Genomic DNA, 16,963 nt, shown 5'->3' with positions numbered 1-16,963 from the left:
CCTAACCCTTTTTAGGTTTTACACTTATGCGGGATAATTTCATCTGGACCTGATTATCCTTATATTTAGGAGTGCCAATGAGGATGAGCACATCATTGTTAAACTTTAGCTGCCACTCACTTCTTTTTTCTTTTGGATCGTCTGGAATCAACTCTGTCATGCCTTGAAAATCAACTGTATAATTTCCTTTAGCCGTAACTTTTTCATAACTCCCTTTTTGATATTTCCCATCAGGAAAAAACTGGAGCCAAAATCCAGGCATGTCCACCTGGCTCAGACTTTTGGACCCATCAATGCCCATATCAAACCCCCAAAATTTATTGCAGAGGTCTTTGATAAGTATCTGATCAAAGTGACTGTATTTGTTATTAGCGACGGCCACAGGATCATCGAAGCTGGATTTGATGGGGGTGTCAGGCATGACTGCATTGGTCGGGGCAGGTTTGATGGCTTTATTGATACCTGTCGAATCTCTTTTTGAAAAAAGATCGCCTTTCTCTGAAGCAGCCTCTTTACACGCCAGGAGCTTGAAGAAAAAGAATAAAATAAAAATGCCAAATTTGTTGAGTCGCATGATAGAAAAATTGAAAAAATAATGCCCAAAATTACTCCTTTCTTGTTTGAAGAGAAAATTGAATCATTTATTCGCCGTTATCGATTGGTTAATGCTGGAGAAAAGATTTTGGTAGCAGTGAGTGGTGGACCCGACTCAATGTGCTTATTGACCGTACTATCCAGATTGGGCTATCCTGTCCACGCCGCCCATGTCAACTATATGCTTCGTGAAGAAGAATCCCTGGGAGATGAGTTATTTGTAGCAGATTGGTGTAAAAAACAAAATATCCCCGTTCACTTAAATAGAACCGATACCAAGGCATTATTGATTTCTTCTAAAAAAGGCTTGCAGGAGTTAGCTAGAGACCTTCGATATACCTGGTTTGATCAATTGATGGAGGAACACAACATTCACTACACGGCGACCTGACATCATCTTGGGAACCAGGCTGAAACTGTATTGTTCAACCTCATTCGTGGCGCAGGACTGACAGGCGCACAGGGGATTCAGGTTGATAGCGAAAGGATCAACCTGCACAGAAGATTAATCAGGCCATTGCTTGGAACCTCTCGTGAAGAAATACTGGATTATTTATCTTTATTGTCGATCTCTTTTCGCACTGATCGTACCAACCTCAACACAGATTATACCCGCAATAAGATCCGGCATGATATTTTGCCATCTTTAGAAAAAATAAAATCCGGAGCTACGCTTCACATAAGTGAGTTTGCTCAACGAATGCAGGATATCCAACCGGTATTTAAGTTATGGATCGATGAACTCAAAAAAAAATCAACCACCATACATGACCATTGGATCGAAATCATCTATCAACCAGATTGGAATAGTGGACTGATGTATCTATTGGTGTCTGATTATGGCTTTAATCCTGACCAGGCACTATTGATCACTGATCACCTCAGAGTACATCATAAAGGGAAAATATTTTATGCACCAAGATATGTACTGGCCACTGCTGAAAATTCGATTCAGATCACGACGCGTGATAAGTTGAAGCCTTTCGAAGAGGTCATACCACAATTACCCTTTGAATTTAATTATGCAAATAAATCATTCACAATAACTCGGGTAGGATACCCAAGCCTTCCGTCCGACTCTTGTGTGGCCCTGGATCATCAAAAAATCAAATGGCCACTAACTATTCGCACCTGGCGAGCAGGCGATAGAATGCTTCCATTGGGCATGCAGGGCAAATCCAAAAAGATAAAAGACATGCTCACAGATAAAAAAATCAGTGGCTTTGAAAAAAAACTGGCTTTAGTCCTGGAGTCCTCTGGTCAGATCATATGCCTGTTGAATGGGCTGCATACTGCTGAGATGATGAAGGCTGATGCGACTACCAAAGATTTTCTACGAATAGAAGTACTTGAAGTCTGAGACTCTCTACCTGTCAAATAAAAGTCTTTGTCCCCGACCCGTCAAGCCAAATCCCGACTGGTCATACACCGGATACCCATTGACCCAGGTGCTTACTACCCTACCCCTAAACTGCTTGCCCTCCAAGGGACTCCAGCCACATTTATAAAAAATATTTTCTTTGGTTATAAGGCCTGGCTCATTGGGATCCAACAAAACCAGGTCTGCATGATATCCTTCACGAATATATCCCCGCTCCCGGATTTTAAAACAATCTGCCGGAGCATGGCACATTTTAGTAACTAGTTTTTCTAAACTTATTTTTCCCTGGTGATAGAAATCCAACATGATCACCAGGGCATGCTGCACCAAAGGTAGTCCACTCGCACTTTGCAGATACCCCCCAATCTTTTCTGACAACAGATGGGGTGCATGATCCGTAGCGATGATATCCAACCTGTCCTCCAGTAAACCCTCAAAAAGCGCTTTTCGGTGATAAGCTGATTTGATAGACGGATTGCATTTGATTTTATTTTCAAGTGTCGCATAGTCCGAAGCATCAAAATACAAATGATGAACGCATACTTCTGAAGTGATTTTTTTCTGGAGCAGTGGGAGATCATTTGGAAAAAGGGCCAATTCTTCGGCAGTGCTGATATGCAATATGTGTAGCCTGCTCCCAAACTTCCTGGCTAAATGCACTGCCTTAGAAGAGGACAGGAGACAACCTTCTTTGCTCCTGATAAATTCATGGCTGGATGCAGGGATATGGTCGCAAAACTTAACCTTGTATTCTTGCAGCCTGGCTCTAAACATCGCTTCATCTTCACAATGAGTCGCTATCAGTGTAGGCGATTCGCGAAAAATATTTTCCAATGCCCGATCGTCATCTACCAACAAATCACCTGTACTGGAGCCCATAAATATTTTGATACCACATATTCGCTCCGGGTCCATTTGTTGAATCTGGTCCAAATTATCCGTAGAAGCTCCTAAAAAAAAGGAATAATTGGTATAGGAACTTTGCCTCGCAATATCATATTTTTCTTCCAATCGGAGGAGGTCAGTAGCTACGGGTTTGGTATTGGGCATCTCCATAAAACTGGTGACCCCTCCAGCGGCAGCAGCCCTGGATTCAGTGTGAATATCAGCTTTTTGGGTATACCCGGGTTCTCTAAAATGCACCTGATCATCGATAATCCCCGGCATTAGATAGAGTCCCTCCGCTCTTACTTCGTTGTGTTTTTCTTCCGGCCTATGACTACCGATAGAAGCGATCCTGCCATTTTTGAGATATACATCAGATTCGATGATGTTGCCTTCGTTGATGATTTTCGCTCCAAGTATTAGGGTATTTGTGGTCATGATAAATCTTTAAAACTGGAAAATTATCTACTTTTGACCACATTCAAATGCATTCAAAAGGTATTTATTCGCGTATCGGCATTTTAGGGGGTGGTCAACTGGGCAAAATGCTGGCGCAGGCTGCCGCCGATTGGAACCTGGATATCACGGTCCTGGATCCTGTCCGCAATGCCCCAGCCAGTTGCTGTGCGAAGCAAGTGTTAGGTGATTTTAGAAATTATGATGATGTCATGGCATTTGGTGCCGACAAAGATGTACTCACCATAGAAATCGAAGATGTCTCGCTGGAGGCATTAACCAGGCTGGAGCAGATGGGTAAAGCAGTCTACCCTAGTCCAGCATCCCTGGCCCTCATACAGGATAAGGGATCGCAAAAACAATTTTATGCAGATCACCAATTGCCTACGGCTCCATTTAAAATCATTGACAATCCCTCTGAAGTCACCGGTCTAATCGCTGGTGGGGCCATTCAATTTCCTTTTGTGCAAAAACTGCGAAAAGCCGGTTATGACGGACGAGGCGTACAAGTCATCAACGATCCCTCGCAGTTAAATCAGTTGTTCCAGGCCCACAGTGTCATCGAGCAAAAAGTGGCTATCAGGCATGAGATCGCAGTCCTGACTTCGCGCAACACCCTCGGTGAGATCAAGGTCTATGATCCAGTCGACATGATCTTTCACCCTACAGCCAATCTATTATTGCGTCAGGACTCCCCTGCGAACCTGGACCAGACCCTTTTATCTAAAGCTATGGACCTTGCCACGAGGCTGATCAAGCAGATGGACATCGTAGGGCTGCTTGCTGTCGAGATGTTTGTCGACGAAGCTGACCAAATCCTGATCAATGAGGTGGCTCCCAGGCCGCATAACAGTGGCCACCACACCATCGAGGCTTCTATCACCTCTCAGTATCATCAGCACCTCCGGTGCATCCTTGGGCTGCCACTGGGGGCGACAGACTCTACAGGTTACTCAAGCCTGATCAATCTCCTTGGTGAACCAGGCCATACTGGGCCTGCACATTATACAGGAATGGCTGCAGCGCTGGCATTGCCCGGAGTATATATACACCTCTATGGAAAAAAGGAGACCAAACCCTTTCGAAAGATGGGACATGTCACCATAATAGGCCGCGACAAAATCACTGTCTCTGAGTCTGAACTATACCTAAGCCAGCATCTTAAAGTCATCACTCAAACCCAATAAGTCTTCATTATGACCAAACCAAAACCCGCCAAAAAAACGCTGGTCAGTGTGATCATGGGCTCCGACTCAGATCTCCCAGTAATGCAGGCAGCCTGCGACATACTTCAATACTTCGGCATTGCCTACGAAGTAGACATCGTATCAGCCCATCGCACACCGTATTATATGGTAGATTTTGCCGGCAAGGCACATACCAGGGGCATTAAAGTGATTATAGCCGGAGCAGGCGGCGCTGCTCATTTGCCAGGTATGGTAGCTTCCATCAGTCCGCTTCCTGTCATTGGGGTTCCTATCAAATCAAGTAACTCTATCGATGGCTGGGATTCTATTCTGTCTATTCTTCAGATGCCGGGTGGTGTGCCTGTGGCTACTGTAGCACTTAATGGAGCTAAGAATGCCGGGATACTGGCAGCACAAATTATAGGCATAGGAAATGTCAGGATATTGGAGAAAGTGATTGGGTATAAAAAAGGGTTGGAGAAAGAAGTTGGAGTGAAGAGGGGAAAATTGAAGGGATAGCTCCTATTTCAAAAGCTAAACAGGTTCGAAATGAATTATTTAAAATTATGTATTGGAGTATGCCTTTGCATCATCCTAGGTTGTAGAGATCAAAGCGCTACTTCCACAAAACGTTGGTATAAAGGGAATCTTCATACCCATTCCTATTGGAGCGACGGAGACGAATTTCCTGAGGTGATTATGGAATATTACAAATCAAGAGACTATCAGTTTGTCGCTTTGTCCGATCACAATACTTTAGCAGAAGGTGATAAATGGAAAAAGATTTCAAACGATTCAATCTATCAAAACGCTTTCCAAAACTATCTAAACAAATATGGTCCGGGCTGGGTGAATTATAAATCAGATTCATCAGATCAAATACTGGTGAAACTTAAAACTTATGAAGAATATAAAAGTCAATTTGAAGAAAAGAAAAATTCCTCATCATTCAATCCGAGGAGATTACTGACCAATTTGAGAACAAACCGTTGCACCTCAATGCGACCAATATTCAAAAGATAATAGAACCGAAGGGAGGCAATAGTATAACCGAGGTCCTGCAAAATAATATAGATGCAGTAATCAGTCAAAGAGATGCATTAAATATCCCGATGATAGTGCATATAAACCACCCAAACTTCGGATATGCCATTGGCCTTGAAGATATGATTGCCCTAAAAAATGAAAGGTTTTTTGAAGTATACAACGGTCATCATTTCGTTCACAACTCAGGGGACTCTATGCATATGTCTACCGAAATCATGTGGGATGTTATCAACCAAGCTTATATCAATGACAATAAACCTCTGATATATGGCCTGGCTACAGATGACGCTCATCATTATCATGTCAAAGGTAACAAGTGGAGTAATGCAGGTCGAGGATGGGTGGTGGTGAGAGCAGATTCACTCAATCCAAAATCACTTATACAAGCGCTGGAAGCCGGTGAATTTTATGCAAGCACTGGAGTCGAACTCAAAACAATGACATTTAAGCATAACAATCTCTCCGTAGAGGTAAAAGCCGAGACAGGAGTAACCTACAACATATCCTTCGTCGGATGTAAAAATGGGAAGTCAGAGCCGGAAGAATTGATGTCGGTCAAAGGAGACAAAGCCAGTTTTGAATTGACTGATGACCATCTTTTTGTAAGGTGCAAAATTACTTCATCAAAATTGCACGGTAACCCAATTGAAAATTTGCTGTACGAAACAGCATGGACACAGCCGGTGTCGGGAATCTTTAAAAAATAAAAAAAGCTACCCCGTAGGTTAACCAACCCTTGCCAGGTTAATTGTTGGTCTATTTGATAACATAACCGGGGGGGATCGTAACTTCCTTTTTCACCACCACGATACCTCCTGCAATGACATACAAATCTGTTTCTTTATTTTCGAGGTGAGGGCCACCAATGATGGTCACATTATTTCCAATTTTGCAGTTTTTGTCAAGAATGACATTTTCAATATGGCAGCCTTCACCTATACCCATCAACATGTCGTTAGAATTCTTTGCTATTTCTTGCAGGGTTTGATAGGAGTCATTACCCATCATGTAGGTACTGATTACCGTGCTGCCTTTGCCGATTCTGGATCTAATCCCAATCACAGATCTTTCGATTCTAGTGCCATGGATGATACAGCCGTCAGCTATGATGGAGTCCTTTAATGAAGTACCTGATATTTTAGAGGGAGGAAGAATTCTTGCCCTCGTATATACCCGGCTTACATTGTCAAACATATTAAAACTTGGTATAGGATCGGTGAGCCCAAGATTAGCTTCAAAATAGGAACGTATGTTTCCGATGTCGGTCCAATACCCCTCAAACTGATAACTGAGTATTTTATGTTTTCCAATGGATTGTGGTATAATTTCTTTGCCAAAATCAATGGTACTGGTATCGTTCATGAGTTCGATCAATAAATCTCTGTCAAACACATATATACCCATTGAAGCCAGGTATAAACGCCCTTCAGATATCATATAATCACTGACATCAGAATTCCATTTTAGGATTTCATGTGCGTTAGGTTTCTCAACAAAGCTGGTGATCATGCTTTCATGGTCAGTTTTCATGATACCGAATTCGGTACCTTCTTCTGCTTTCACCGGCAGAGTGGCTATAGTTATCCTCGCACCGCTGTCCACATGGCGCTGGATCAACACATTAAAATCCATTTGATACAGCTGATCACCTGAAAGAATCAAAGCATATTTAAAGTCATGACTTAGAAAATGATGCATACTTTGACGCACAGCATCTGCTGTACCCTGGAACCAATTCTTATTAGACATGGTCTGTTCTGCAGCCAGCAGATCAACAAAAGCATTACTGAATAAACTAAAATTATAGGTATTCTTGATATGACGATTAAGCGATGCCGAATTAAATTGAGTGAGAACAAACATCCTGGTAATGTTTGAATTAATACAATTAGACAAGGGTATATCTACTAATCTGTATTTTCCGGCAATAGGTACTGCTGGTTTTGAGCGTTTTGCAGTCAATGGATACAGCCGGGATCCCTGTCCCCCTCCTAAAATTATTGCTAAAACATCATCTTTTATCATAATTCAAAATTGTTTTATATAAGTCTTCCGTTTGTTTGGCGATGGCTTTCCAGTCAAAATATTTTTCAACTCTTTTTCTGCCATTGGCGCCCATGGTTTCTCTTAATTCTTTATTAGACATCAATTTATTAATTGCATCAGCCAGATCCCTGGAGAAGGTATCGGGCTGAGAAGCCTCAAACGGAGCTGTCTGATCTTGTTCTAAAGGTACTAATATACCCGTTTCACTAGTCACTACCTCCTTGATACCACCCACACTACTAGCCACTACTGCTGTTTGGCAAGCCATCGCTTCAATGTTAATAATACCAAATGGTTCGTAGATGGAAGGACAGCAAAATACAGCTGCATGGGAATACAATTGAATCACTTCTTTCTTACTCACCATTTCGGCTATCCAAATGACATTACTTCTGCTTTTCTGAACCTCCTCAACGCTCAGTTTCATTTCGCGGCCGATATCTTCTGTGTCAGGGGCACCGGCACATAAAACTACTTGTGTATCATCATTGATGTATTTGATAGCATTTACCAAATGAATAATTCCCTTTTGTCTGGTGATGCGCCCTACAAAAAAGCACATAAGGTCTTGATTGATCTATACCGTATTTATCCAGTGCGGATGAATCAGTCGTGACATTATATTCATCAAGGTCGATGCCATTATATATTACGCTAACCTTTTTATCATCTATATCAAAGTACTTCAGTACATCTTGTTTGGTTTCCTGCGATACAGCAATGACCGCATCAGCCATTTCAATAGCTGTCTTTTCGATCCAGGACGAAGCATCATAACCCCTGCCCAATTGTTCTCTCTTCCATGGCCGGAGTGGCTCAAGAGAATGAGTGGTCACAATCAGGGGGGTACCATAGCAGAGCTTTGATAAGATGCCGGCAAACTGGGCATACCAGGTATGACAGTGCACGATATCAGCATTCATCAGGCCGCCATTCATTTGAATACAGGTATTTAGGGTTTTAAAGATGGGTGCTAGCTCCGGTTTTGTATTATGGGTAGAAAGCTGATCAGAATTGAATCCAAGAATTCGCAAATGCTCATCGTTATTGTCCTGGTCCCCGAAACATCGTACCTCCACTTCCATTAAGCGGGACAATTCGCGAGCCAGGTATTCCACATGAACGCCAGCTCCCCCATAAACATATGGTGGGTATTCACGGGTATAAAAAAGTACTTTCATGATATAAATTCTAAATTTTTGGCATCCTGCCCTTTACATATTTTGATAACTTGAATAAGTTTTAGGTCCTCAATTTTCAATTTTTAGATTCTGAATATACTGCACGAAGCTGTTCTGCGTTTGCGGATGTCGCCCACCGATGCCTGAAATATATTCACCAATACTTTTGGAAAACACTCATTAATTAGTTTACCAAATCTAGTTAATATTCGGAGCATCTAAAGCACTTTGAATGTAAAATTTATTCATACCCACAAAATGAGGCTACCTTTGGCAAACTAAATAAGATTATAGTTGATTTAATTTGATAGTTACCCTATTCAACGTGCACCATTGAAGGAGGTGGTTTTTCAACATGGACGGCAGGTTTGCACTTTTAAATATTTTATTTGGGGGCCTATTTAAATTACATATAGCAATATAAATAAATGAAAGCCGTAGTGCATACAAAATATGGCCCGCCGGAAGTGGCCAAATTAACAGAGGTCCCTAAACCTATCCCAAAAGATAACGAAGTACTGATCAAAGTCTATGCATCAACAGTAAACAGAACAGACGCTGGTTTTCGCAGCGCCGAGTATTTTATTTCCCGATTTTGGTCCGGACTTTTACGACCAAAATATCAAATATTGGGTTGTGAGTTTGCCGGTATAATTGAAGATATAGGATCAAAAGTAACTACCTACAAAAATGGAGATCGTGTATTTGGATATAATGACAAAACATTTGGGGGGCATGGAGCGTATTTAACCATTGCTGAAAATGATGCCTTTGCATTATTACCCAACAACTTAAGTTTTGAAGAAGCTGCCCCTATATCCGAAGGTGCCCACTATGCATTAAATAATATCAGAGCCTCAAAAATCAAACCTGGTCAAAAAGCTTTGGTGTATGGGGCTACTGGTGCAATTGGTTCTTCTGCAGTGCAATTGCTCAAACACTTTGGTTCGGAGGTAACAGCTGTATGCAATACAAAAAATATAGACCTGGTAAAATCTCTTGGTGCCAAAGTCGTGATTGATTATCAAACTCAGGATTTCAGGACGACAGAAAGTAAATTTGATTTTATTTTTGATGCAGTAGGTAAAAGTTCATTTAATCAATGCAAGCCATTGCTCACTAAAAAAGGTATTTATATTTCTACAGAACTCGGTAAAAATGCAGCGAATATATTCTATGCTCTAATAACGCCAATATTGGGTGGCAAAAAAGTTTTATTTCCAATTCCGACAGCAAATAAAGAAGATATCCTGTTTTTAAAAGAACTTGTTGAAAAGCGGGAATTTAAACCCGTCATAGATAGACAATATAAGTTAGACCAAATAGTCGAAGCTTACAAATATGTCGAAAGCGGCCAAAAGACCGGAAATGTAGTATTGAAAATTATAGAATAACGGTCAATAATTCACCTCTAGCTATTGCCAATTTATAATCAGTAAAGCGAAACTTAATCACACAATTATTTCAGCCCTTAAGCTGCAAATGAAGTGCCACAGCCACAAGTGCTCTTAGCATTGGGATTGTTGAACGTAAAACCACGATTATTAAGCCCATCTACCCAATCGATTTCAATGCCAAGCAGATACAAGGCATGGCCTTTGTCTAATAATACTTGCATGCCATCTGCATCAAAGCGCATATCGCCTTCCTTTGGTTGATCGAATCCAAGGATATAAGTAAAACCTGAGCATCCACCACCTTTGACCCCAACGCGTAGCCCATGATCATCGGAGATCTGTTGCTCAGTTCTGATACGTTTCAATTGATTGATGGCGCTGGCTGTCAGACTGAGTGGTTTGGTTTCTGTAGTGGTATCAGGCATTGTGTCTGTCATATCTGGACTAATTTTAAATAATACACAAAAATAATACAAATAAAACATTGAATCAATGCGCTTAGTTCATCCGCCTATAAATCACTGCTTTGGCTTTTAACAAAGAAAAGAAATATAGGACAGGTCAGGTGATGCATAATTAGTATTTTTGGGGGACTATGAGTTATACCATTACTCAATACAGATCGTGATGAATACTGTGGGCATTGTGTCAGGACTGATCATTTCTATACCTATTTGGTTGATATTCATAGAATTGAAAAATTTTAACCGTAAGGATAAAATTTTAGTCCCTGCAGATGCACTCGCTATCAATAAACAAAAACTCCAAATCAATGCCTACGAGCGTCTGGCACTGTTGTGCACCCGCATTCAACCGGACAAATTAGCCCTGAGGATGCAATCCCCCACCCTCAATGTACAATCACTCAGTCAGGCACTTATCGTAGGCATACAGCAGGAGTTTGACCATAATGTGACCCAACAGATATTTGTATCAGAGTCCCTCTGGAGCATCATTACCTTAGCCAAAGAAGAAGCGCTTTACGAAGTAATGAAGGCCACGGCCGACCTGGAACCCGAGGAAGACAGCAGTCAACTCACTCAACTCCTACTGCAAAAGGGGGATCAAAGTAAACTCAATATTGCGCTACAAGCCATCAGAAAAGAAGCTAAAAACTATGTCAAATATTAAAATTATACTAGCCGTACTGGCATACAGTCTTTTCTCCTGCAAGTCTTACGAACACCTTGCCGGTACGCATGTAACCAATGTCAGAGTCACTTCAGACACTGACACGGCTATCGCAGCTTTGATCCTTCCTTACAAGAAAGCTATGGACGCTCAAATGAACGAGGTCATAGCCCAATGTCCGGCATCGCTATTTAAAGAAAAGCCTGAGTCAGGACTGACCAACTGGGTCACAGATGCGTTATATCGCCAATCCGTCAAAGCTTTTAGTGAGCCGATAGCATTTGTTTTCCAAAATTTTGGGGGTATCAGAGTGCCTAACCTGGGTAAGGGGGATATCACCGTTTCCAAAATATTTGAATTGATGCCATTTGACAATGCACAAGTACTGGTAAAATTATCCGGAGCAGATGTTTTAAAATTTTTTGAATATATCGCAGAAATGGGAGGCTCCCCGGTGTCTTCCAATGTAATGATGAAAATCAAGGATAATAAACTGCTGGAAGTCACACTCGCAGGAAAATCCATAGACCCAGCTAAATCATACTTCGTAGCCCTCCCGGATTATATCGCTAATGGAGGGGACAATCAGACTTATTTGCAAGACAAACCACGGATCGATAAAAACATTTTGGTAAGAGACTTATTGATACAAGATGCGAAAGAACAAGGGTTGATCACAGCCAAAAAGGACGGTCGTATCACTGTTGAGTAGGTCGTACTCTTAAATAAACAAATCATATGAAAAGAAGAGATTTTTTAAAATATACCAGCCTCAGCGGAGGATGGGTATTAGGCCAGGGCATTCCGTTAAGAGGATGGACCAATGAAGAAAAAATCAAAATCACCATCCTGCATACCAATGATGTGCACAGTCGGATTGATCCCTTTCCAATGGATGGCAGTCGACTTCAGGGCTTAGGTGGAGTAGCTGCAAGAGCATCCATGATCAAATCTGTGAGAAAAACCGAACCCAATGTGCTTTTGCTCGATTCAGGGGATATATTTCAGGGTACTCCGTATTTTAATCTGTACAAAGGGGAAATAGAAATGAAGACTATGACAGCCCTGGGATATGATGCCAGTACCATTGGCAATCACGATTTTGACGGTGGACTGGACTTGCTCAAAAAACAATTGCAATATGCATCCTTTCCTCTCGTCAACTCTAATTATCAATTTAAGGATACCCCGATGGAGGGAGTGGCCAAGGATTACATCGTAAAAAACATAGATGGGGTTAGGATTGGAATATTTGGTTTGGGTATCGAACTTAAAGGGCTGGTGCCGGATGCATTAGCAGGCAATACGGTATATCAGGACCCAGTGACCAAAGGCAATCAAACCAGTAAGTATTTAAAAGACGAAATCAAATGTGACTATATCATCTGCCTGTCTCATCTAGGCTATCAGTATAAGGATCAAAAGATATCAGACAGATCTATCGCACCACTGTTGTCACATGTAGATCTGATCTTGGGAGGACACACACACACCTTTCTTGACAAAGCTTTCATCACCAAAAACAAAGAAGGCAATCCCTTGGTGATCAATCAGGTAGGTTGGGGCGGAACTATGCTCGGCCGGATAGATATTGAATTTGAAAGAAACAAAACCAAAAACAAGTGCAAAACTTGTAATAATGAGTGGATTATGAATGGTTGAAGAAAATATGTTTTGATACTTGAAGGGATGTAGATCTATTTAGAGATTTTTTAATGACATTTGTCCTTATTGCATATCAATAGTGCTTTTTAGGAAAAGTATTTATGCATTAGACTTTTTTTTGATTTACCAATTCAAACACTATTTAGTATCTTTTATGCTCTATATGCATCAATTAGTCTGGGACAAATGTTTGACAGCCATACGGGATGCCATACCTGAGCAAAGCTTCAAGACCTGGTTTGAACCGGTCAAACCCATTCGATTGGAAGACAATGTCTTGACTATACAGGTTCCCAATAAATTTTTTTATGAGTGGATTGAAGAACATTATCTAGAAATATTAAAGAAAAGCATCAAACATGAGCTCGGCAAACAAGGCCGATTGGAGTATTTCATCCCTATGGAAAAACAGACCCGCTCTTCGGCAGGGGATGCTAGTTTTCCTAAATCCATAGACACCAATCAGCTGGTCAATCCTTTTGTAATACCCGGTATCAGAAAAGTAAAGTTTGAATCAAACCTGCATCCTGACTATAGAATCTCCAATTATGTGGAAGGCGACTGCAACAAATTGCCCCGGGCTGCCGGAATAGCGATCGCTAAAAGACCAGGCAAGACCGGATTCAATCCCTTGTATGTGTATGGTGCCGTCGGGCTCGGCAAAACCCACTTAATTCAGGCGATTGGCAATGAGATATTGGCCAATCATCCTGATAAAGGCGTGTTGTATCTCAGCTCAGAAAAATTTACCCAACAAGTCATTCACTCCATAAAAAATAATGCGATAGATGATTTTATGGCTTTTTTCCAGCATCTCGATGTGCTGATCATAGACGATATTCAGTTTTTAGCCAATAGGACAAAGACCCAGGAAATCTTCTTCCATATCTTCAATCAAATGCATCAGATCGGCAAGCAGATTATCATCTCATCTGACAAGCCACCCAAAGATCTGCAAGACATCGAAGAACGATTGGTATCCCGCTTTAAATGGGGGCTACATGCAGACCTGGTATCTCCTGATTTCGAAACGAGGATGGCTATCCTGGAAGCCAAATCACAAGATGAAGAAATCACTATCCCGTACAATGTGCAGGAATTGATCTGCCACAATATTAAAAACAGTATAAGAGAACTGGAAGGGGTCTTGATCTCACTGGCTGCACAGGCTTCACTCAATCAAAAACAAATCGATCTCACCTTAGCCAAAGAGGTCATTGAAAAATTTGTAAAGAATTATTCCAAGGAGATCTCTCTGGAGAAAATTCAAAAAATGGTAGCCGAACACTTCAAGATCAAAGAAGAATTTTTACAAAGCAAGACCAGGAAAAGATCTATTGTCATCGCCCGCCAATTGTCTATGTATCTCGCGAAAAATCTAACCAGCTACTCTTTGGCCAAAATAGGTGGCACCTTCGGTGGCAGAGATCATAGCACGGTTATCTACTCGGTCAAGACCATCAAAGATCTCTTAGATACGGATGATACTTTCAGGATCTCGGTAGAAGAGCTGGAGAAGAAAATCAAGTTGAGTCTGGCCGTCTGAGACACACAAATCCCAGCTTCCTTTTTTTATGCTATTGGTAAAGCAAATTGCCTACATTCGTAGTTAAAGTTTTTTTGTGTGAAAACCGGTACAATCATCGTTGTTTATTGTTGTATTTTGACTTTGTCAGCAAGTCTTCAGTCTCAGACTTATGTGCCTGAGTTGTATAACGCTAAAGTCAAGGTCACCCCATCGGTCAAGATCAATGCCTATGCTTTTAATTTACGGGATATTATTCTTGCTCCTGGGTCTTCATTTTACCATGCGAGGAGCATGGATAGCGCCTATTTATGCCTGATCAGTCCACAGCGATTGTTACATCGGTTTTATACACATGCAGGCCTCAAAGCCAGAGATTCGATCTATGGGGGATGGGAGTCTTCGGGCCTGGCAGGTCATACCTTGGGGCATTATCTGTCTGCCGCATCGATGATGTATGCTGCCACCGGAAGTAAAACCCTCAAATCCAAAGTGGACGAAATCATTCACGACTTAAAAGTCATCCAACAAGTGCGCAAAACGGGATACTTAGGTGCCATTCCTCAGGAAGATTCCATTTTTGCCAAAGTAAAGAAAGGGGAGATCAGGTCTTCCGGATTTGACCTCAATGGTGGTTGGAGCCCATGGTATACGGTACACAAGATTATGGCTGGATTGTGTGATGCTTATTTGTATGCTAACAATCGTGATGCATTGATTATAGTCAAAAAAATGGCCGACTGGACAGGAAACATTGTCTCAGGATTGGATGATTCGACCCGCTTAAAAATGTTGAATTGCGAATATGGTGGCATGAATGATGTCCTGGCCAATATTTATGCCCTGACAGGAGAGAAAAAATACCTGGACTTATCATTTAAATTTTACGATGAATTTGTGATGGGACAGCTGGCTCAAGGTATAGACCCGCTTCCAGGTAAACACTCTAACACGAATGTACCTAAGGCATTGGGGAGTGCCCGACAATACGAACTTACATCCTCCTCCCGAGAACACAACATTGCTTCGTTTTTTTGGCAATCCATGACTAACCACCATACCTATGCCATCGGCGGTAATAGCAATTATGAATATTGTGGAGAACCCGACCAACTCAATGACCGGCTCAGTGACAATACTTGCGAAACCTGCAATACCTATAATATGCTCAAACTCACTCGGCATTTGTTTTCATGGAATCCCGGATCAGACTACATGGATTATTATGAACGAGCTTTGTACAATCATATCCTGGCATCACAACATCCGGGTACAGGCATGATGACTTATTTCGTCCCTCTCAGGATGGGTACCAAAAAGAGCTTCAGCGACACCTTCAATACCTTCACCTGCTGTGTAGGCAGTGGTATGGAGAATCATTCCAAATACCAGGAACAGATCTATAGCCATGATGGTCAGCATATCTTATATGTCAACCTTTTTATTCCTTCGGTTTTATCCTGGAAACAAGGAAAAATGAAGATCACCCAATCCGGCGATTTTTTGGTTAATCCTGGTTCCTATATACACCTCGACAATCAGCCACCCACCAATCGGGTGATTGCCATTCGCAAACCTGCCTGGTCGACCAATGTCGATATAGCTATCAATGGTAAGACTTTGTCGGAACAAAATATCTCAAATGGCTATATATATCTGCAACACCGGTGGAAAAAAAACGACCTCATTCGAATTAACTTCCATCCGGAATTGTATACCGAACCCATGCCAGACAATCCTGACAGGGTCGCCATCAAATACGGCCCGCTCGTACTTGCCGCGGATCTGGGTCTCTACCCTCCTAAAGAATTAGACATACCCGTGTTGTTGACATCAGATAAAAATATAGCGCATTGGTTGAAGCCTAACCAGGAGAAGACTTTAACTTTTACGACTCTTCCCGGCATCACTCAATCGGGTATAACCACCTTAAAGCCGTTTTACCAGGTATTAGATGATTATTATAGTGTATACTTCGATTTCCTGACCGACACTCAATGGGAAAATATTAAGCTTGATTATGAAGCAGAGCAAAATCGAATCGCAAAATTAGAACAACAAACGGTAGACTATCTCGACCTTGGAGTGGATGAAGATGAACAAAGCCACCACCTAAGTTTTACTGAAAGGTCTTATGTAGACGAGGCTCTCGGCAAAAAAGGAAGAGAAGCCAGAGCTGAAAACCATTTTCAATTTGATCTTAAAGTGAGTCCTTCGAATCCAAACCAACTGGTATTGACCTACCTCGGAGACGATAAAAATCGTACCTGGGACCTTCTCATCGACGGACAGCTACTGACCACGATAGATTGGCCTGGGGGAAAAACCGGAAAATTTTATGACCTATACTATGATCTTCCGCCTGCATGGACTATGAACAAAAGGGTCGTTGTCATCAAAATATTGGCCAATCATGGCAAAACTGCAGGCAGAATATTTGGTGCACGGACCATTATAAAAGACTGAAA

The 16,963-nt window shown here is 41.6% G+C and carries 14 protein-coding genes and 2 pseudogenes; 11 read left to right on the top strand and 5 right to left on the bottom strand.

Features of this window, described 5'->3' with window-relative positions; all coding sequences use genetic code 11:
* Position 1: 1 nt before the first annotated feature.
* Positions 2-574 (bottom strand): hypothetical protein, encoded by a 573-nt coding sequence (locus IPJ09_01900; GenBank protein MBK7370196.1) that lies wholly within the window; start codon positions 572-574, stop codon positions 2-4.
* Positions 575-595: 21 nt separating this feature from the next.
* Here IPJ09_01900 and IPJ09_01895 point away from each other — a divergent pair, with 21 nt between their 5' ends.
* Both IPJ09_01895 and tilS read left to right on the top strand, forming a co-directional pair.
* A complete protein-coding gene (locus tag IPJ09_01895) occupies positions 596-985 on the top strand; it encodes a hypothetical protein (GenBank protein MBK7370195.1) in 390 nt (129 codons plus the stop codon).
* A gap of 30 nt (positions 986-1,015) precedes the next feature.
* A complete protein-coding gene (gene tilS, locus IPJ09_01890; GenBank protein ID MBK7370194.1) occupies positions 1,016-1,954 on the top strand; it encodes a tRNA lysidine(34) synthetase TilS in 939 nt (312 codons plus the stop codon).
* 6 nt (positions 1,955-1,960) lie between these two features.
* Here the strand turns inward: tilS and IPJ09_01885 are convergent, their stop codons facing one another.
* A complete protein-coding gene (locus IPJ09_01885) occupies positions 1,961-3,298 on the bottom strand; it encodes a dihydroorotase (protein MBK7370193.1) in 1,338 nt (445 codons plus the stop codon).
* Positions 3,299-3,345: 47 nt separating this feature from the next.
* Here IPJ09_01885 and IPJ09_01880 point away from each other — a divergent pair, with 47 nt between their 5' ends.
* From IPJ09_01880 to IPJ09_01870, 3 genes and pseudogenes are all read left to right on the top strand, one after another.
* Positions 3,346-4,503 carry a 5-(carboxyamino)imidazole ribonucleotide synthase gene (locus tag IPJ09_01880; protein MBK7370192.1) on the top strand — a complete coding sequence of 386 codons (1,158 nt, stop codon included), beginning with the start codon at positions 3,346-3,348 and terminating at the stop codon, positions 4,501-4,503.
* Between the two features lie 9 nt (positions 4,504-4,512).
* Positions 4,513-5,022, top strand: a complete 510-nt coding sequence (gene purE / locus IPJ09_01875) for a 5-(carboxyamino)imidazole ribonucleotide mutase (protein ID MBK7370191.1) — start codon at positions 4,513-4,515, stop codon at positions 5,020-5,022.
* Positions 5,023-5,052: 30 nt separating this feature from the next.
* Positions 5,053-6,257, top strand: a pseudogene (locus IPJ09_01870) (histidinol-phosphatase).
* Positions 6,258-6,306: 49 nt separating this feature from the next.
* On the opposite strand, the gene IPJ09_01865 reads toward IPJ09_01870, so the two are convergent.
* Both IPJ09_01865 and glgA read right to left on the bottom strand, forming a co-directional pair.
* Complete coding sequence (locus tag IPJ09_01865; GenBank protein MBK7370190.1) at positions 6,307-7,575, bottom strand: glucose-1-phosphate adenylyltransferase; 1,269 nt, start codon at positions 7,573-7,575, stop codon at positions 6,307-6,309.
* Positions 7,562-8,777 (bottom strand): annotated as a pseudogene (glgA, locus tag IPJ09_01860) (glycogen synthase). Before glgA ends, IPJ09_01865 begins: the two are co-directional and overlap by 14 nt.
* 428 nt (positions 8,778-9,205) lie before the next feature.
* On the opposite strand from glgA, the gene IPJ09_01855 reads away from it, so the two are divergent.
* Positions 9,206-10,171, top strand: coding sequence for an NAD(P)-dependent alcohol dehydrogenase (locus tag IPJ09_01855; protein ID MBK7370189.1), 966 nt, complete (start codon positions 9,206-9,208; stop codon positions 10,169-10,171).
* 77 nt (positions 10,172-10,248) lie between these two features.
* On the opposite strand, the gene IPJ09_01850 is transcribed toward IPJ09_01855, so the two are convergent.
* On the bottom strand, positions 10,249-10,599 hold the full coding sequence (locus IPJ09_01850) for an iron-sulfur cluster assembly accessory protein (GenBank protein MBK7370188.1): 351 nt from the start codon (positions 10,597-10,599) through the stop codon (positions 10,249-10,251).
* Positions 10,600-10,801: 202 nt separating this feature from the next.
* Here IPJ09_01850 and IPJ09_01845 point away from each other — a divergent pair, with 202 nt between their 5' ends.
* From IPJ09_01845 to IPJ09_01825, 5 genes are all read left to right on the top strand, one after another.
* Positions 10,802-11,305 (top strand): hypothetical protein, encoded by a 504-nt coding sequence (locus IPJ09_01845; protein ID MBK7370187.1) that lies wholly within the window; start codon positions 10,802-10,804, stop codon positions 11,303-11,305.
* Positions 11,292-12,017, top strand: coding sequence for a 5'-nucleotidase C-terminal domain-containing protein (locus IPJ09_01840; GenBank protein MBK7370186.1), 726 nt, complete (start codon positions 11,292-11,294; stop codon positions 12,015-12,017). The genes IPJ09_01845 and IPJ09_01840 overlap by 14 nt, the downstream gene beginning before the upstream one ends.
* A gap of 26 nt (positions 12,018-12,043) precedes the next feature.
* Positions 12,044-12,967 (top strand): metallophosphatase, encoded by a 924-nt coding sequence (locus IPJ09_01835; protein MBK7370185.1) that lies wholly within the window; start codon positions 12,044-12,046, stop codon positions 12,965-12,967.
* 157 nt (positions 12,968-13,124) lie between these two features.
* Positions 13,125-14,516 carry a chromosomal replication initiator protein DnaA gene (gene dnaA / locus IPJ09_01830; protein ID MBK7370184.1) on the top strand — a complete coding sequence of 464 codons (1,392 nt, stop codon included), beginning with the start codon at positions 13,125-13,127 and terminating at the stop codon, positions 14,514-14,516.
* A 78-nt stretch (positions 14,517-14,594) separates the two neighbouring features.
* Entirely contained in the window at positions 14,595-16,961 is a 2,367-nt protein-coding gene (locus IPJ09_01825; protein ID MBK7370183.1) for a glycoside hydrolase family 127 protein, read from the top strand.
* Positions 16,962-16,963 lie beyond the last annotated feature (2 nt).

The organism is Saprospiraceae bacterium (assembly GCA_016709995.1).
GTDB lineage: Bacteria > Bacteroidota > Bacteroidia > Chitinophagales > Saprospiraceae > JADJLQ01.
Note: the sequence above shows the minus strand (reverse complement) of the source record. Positions and strands in the feature narration are given on the sequence as shown.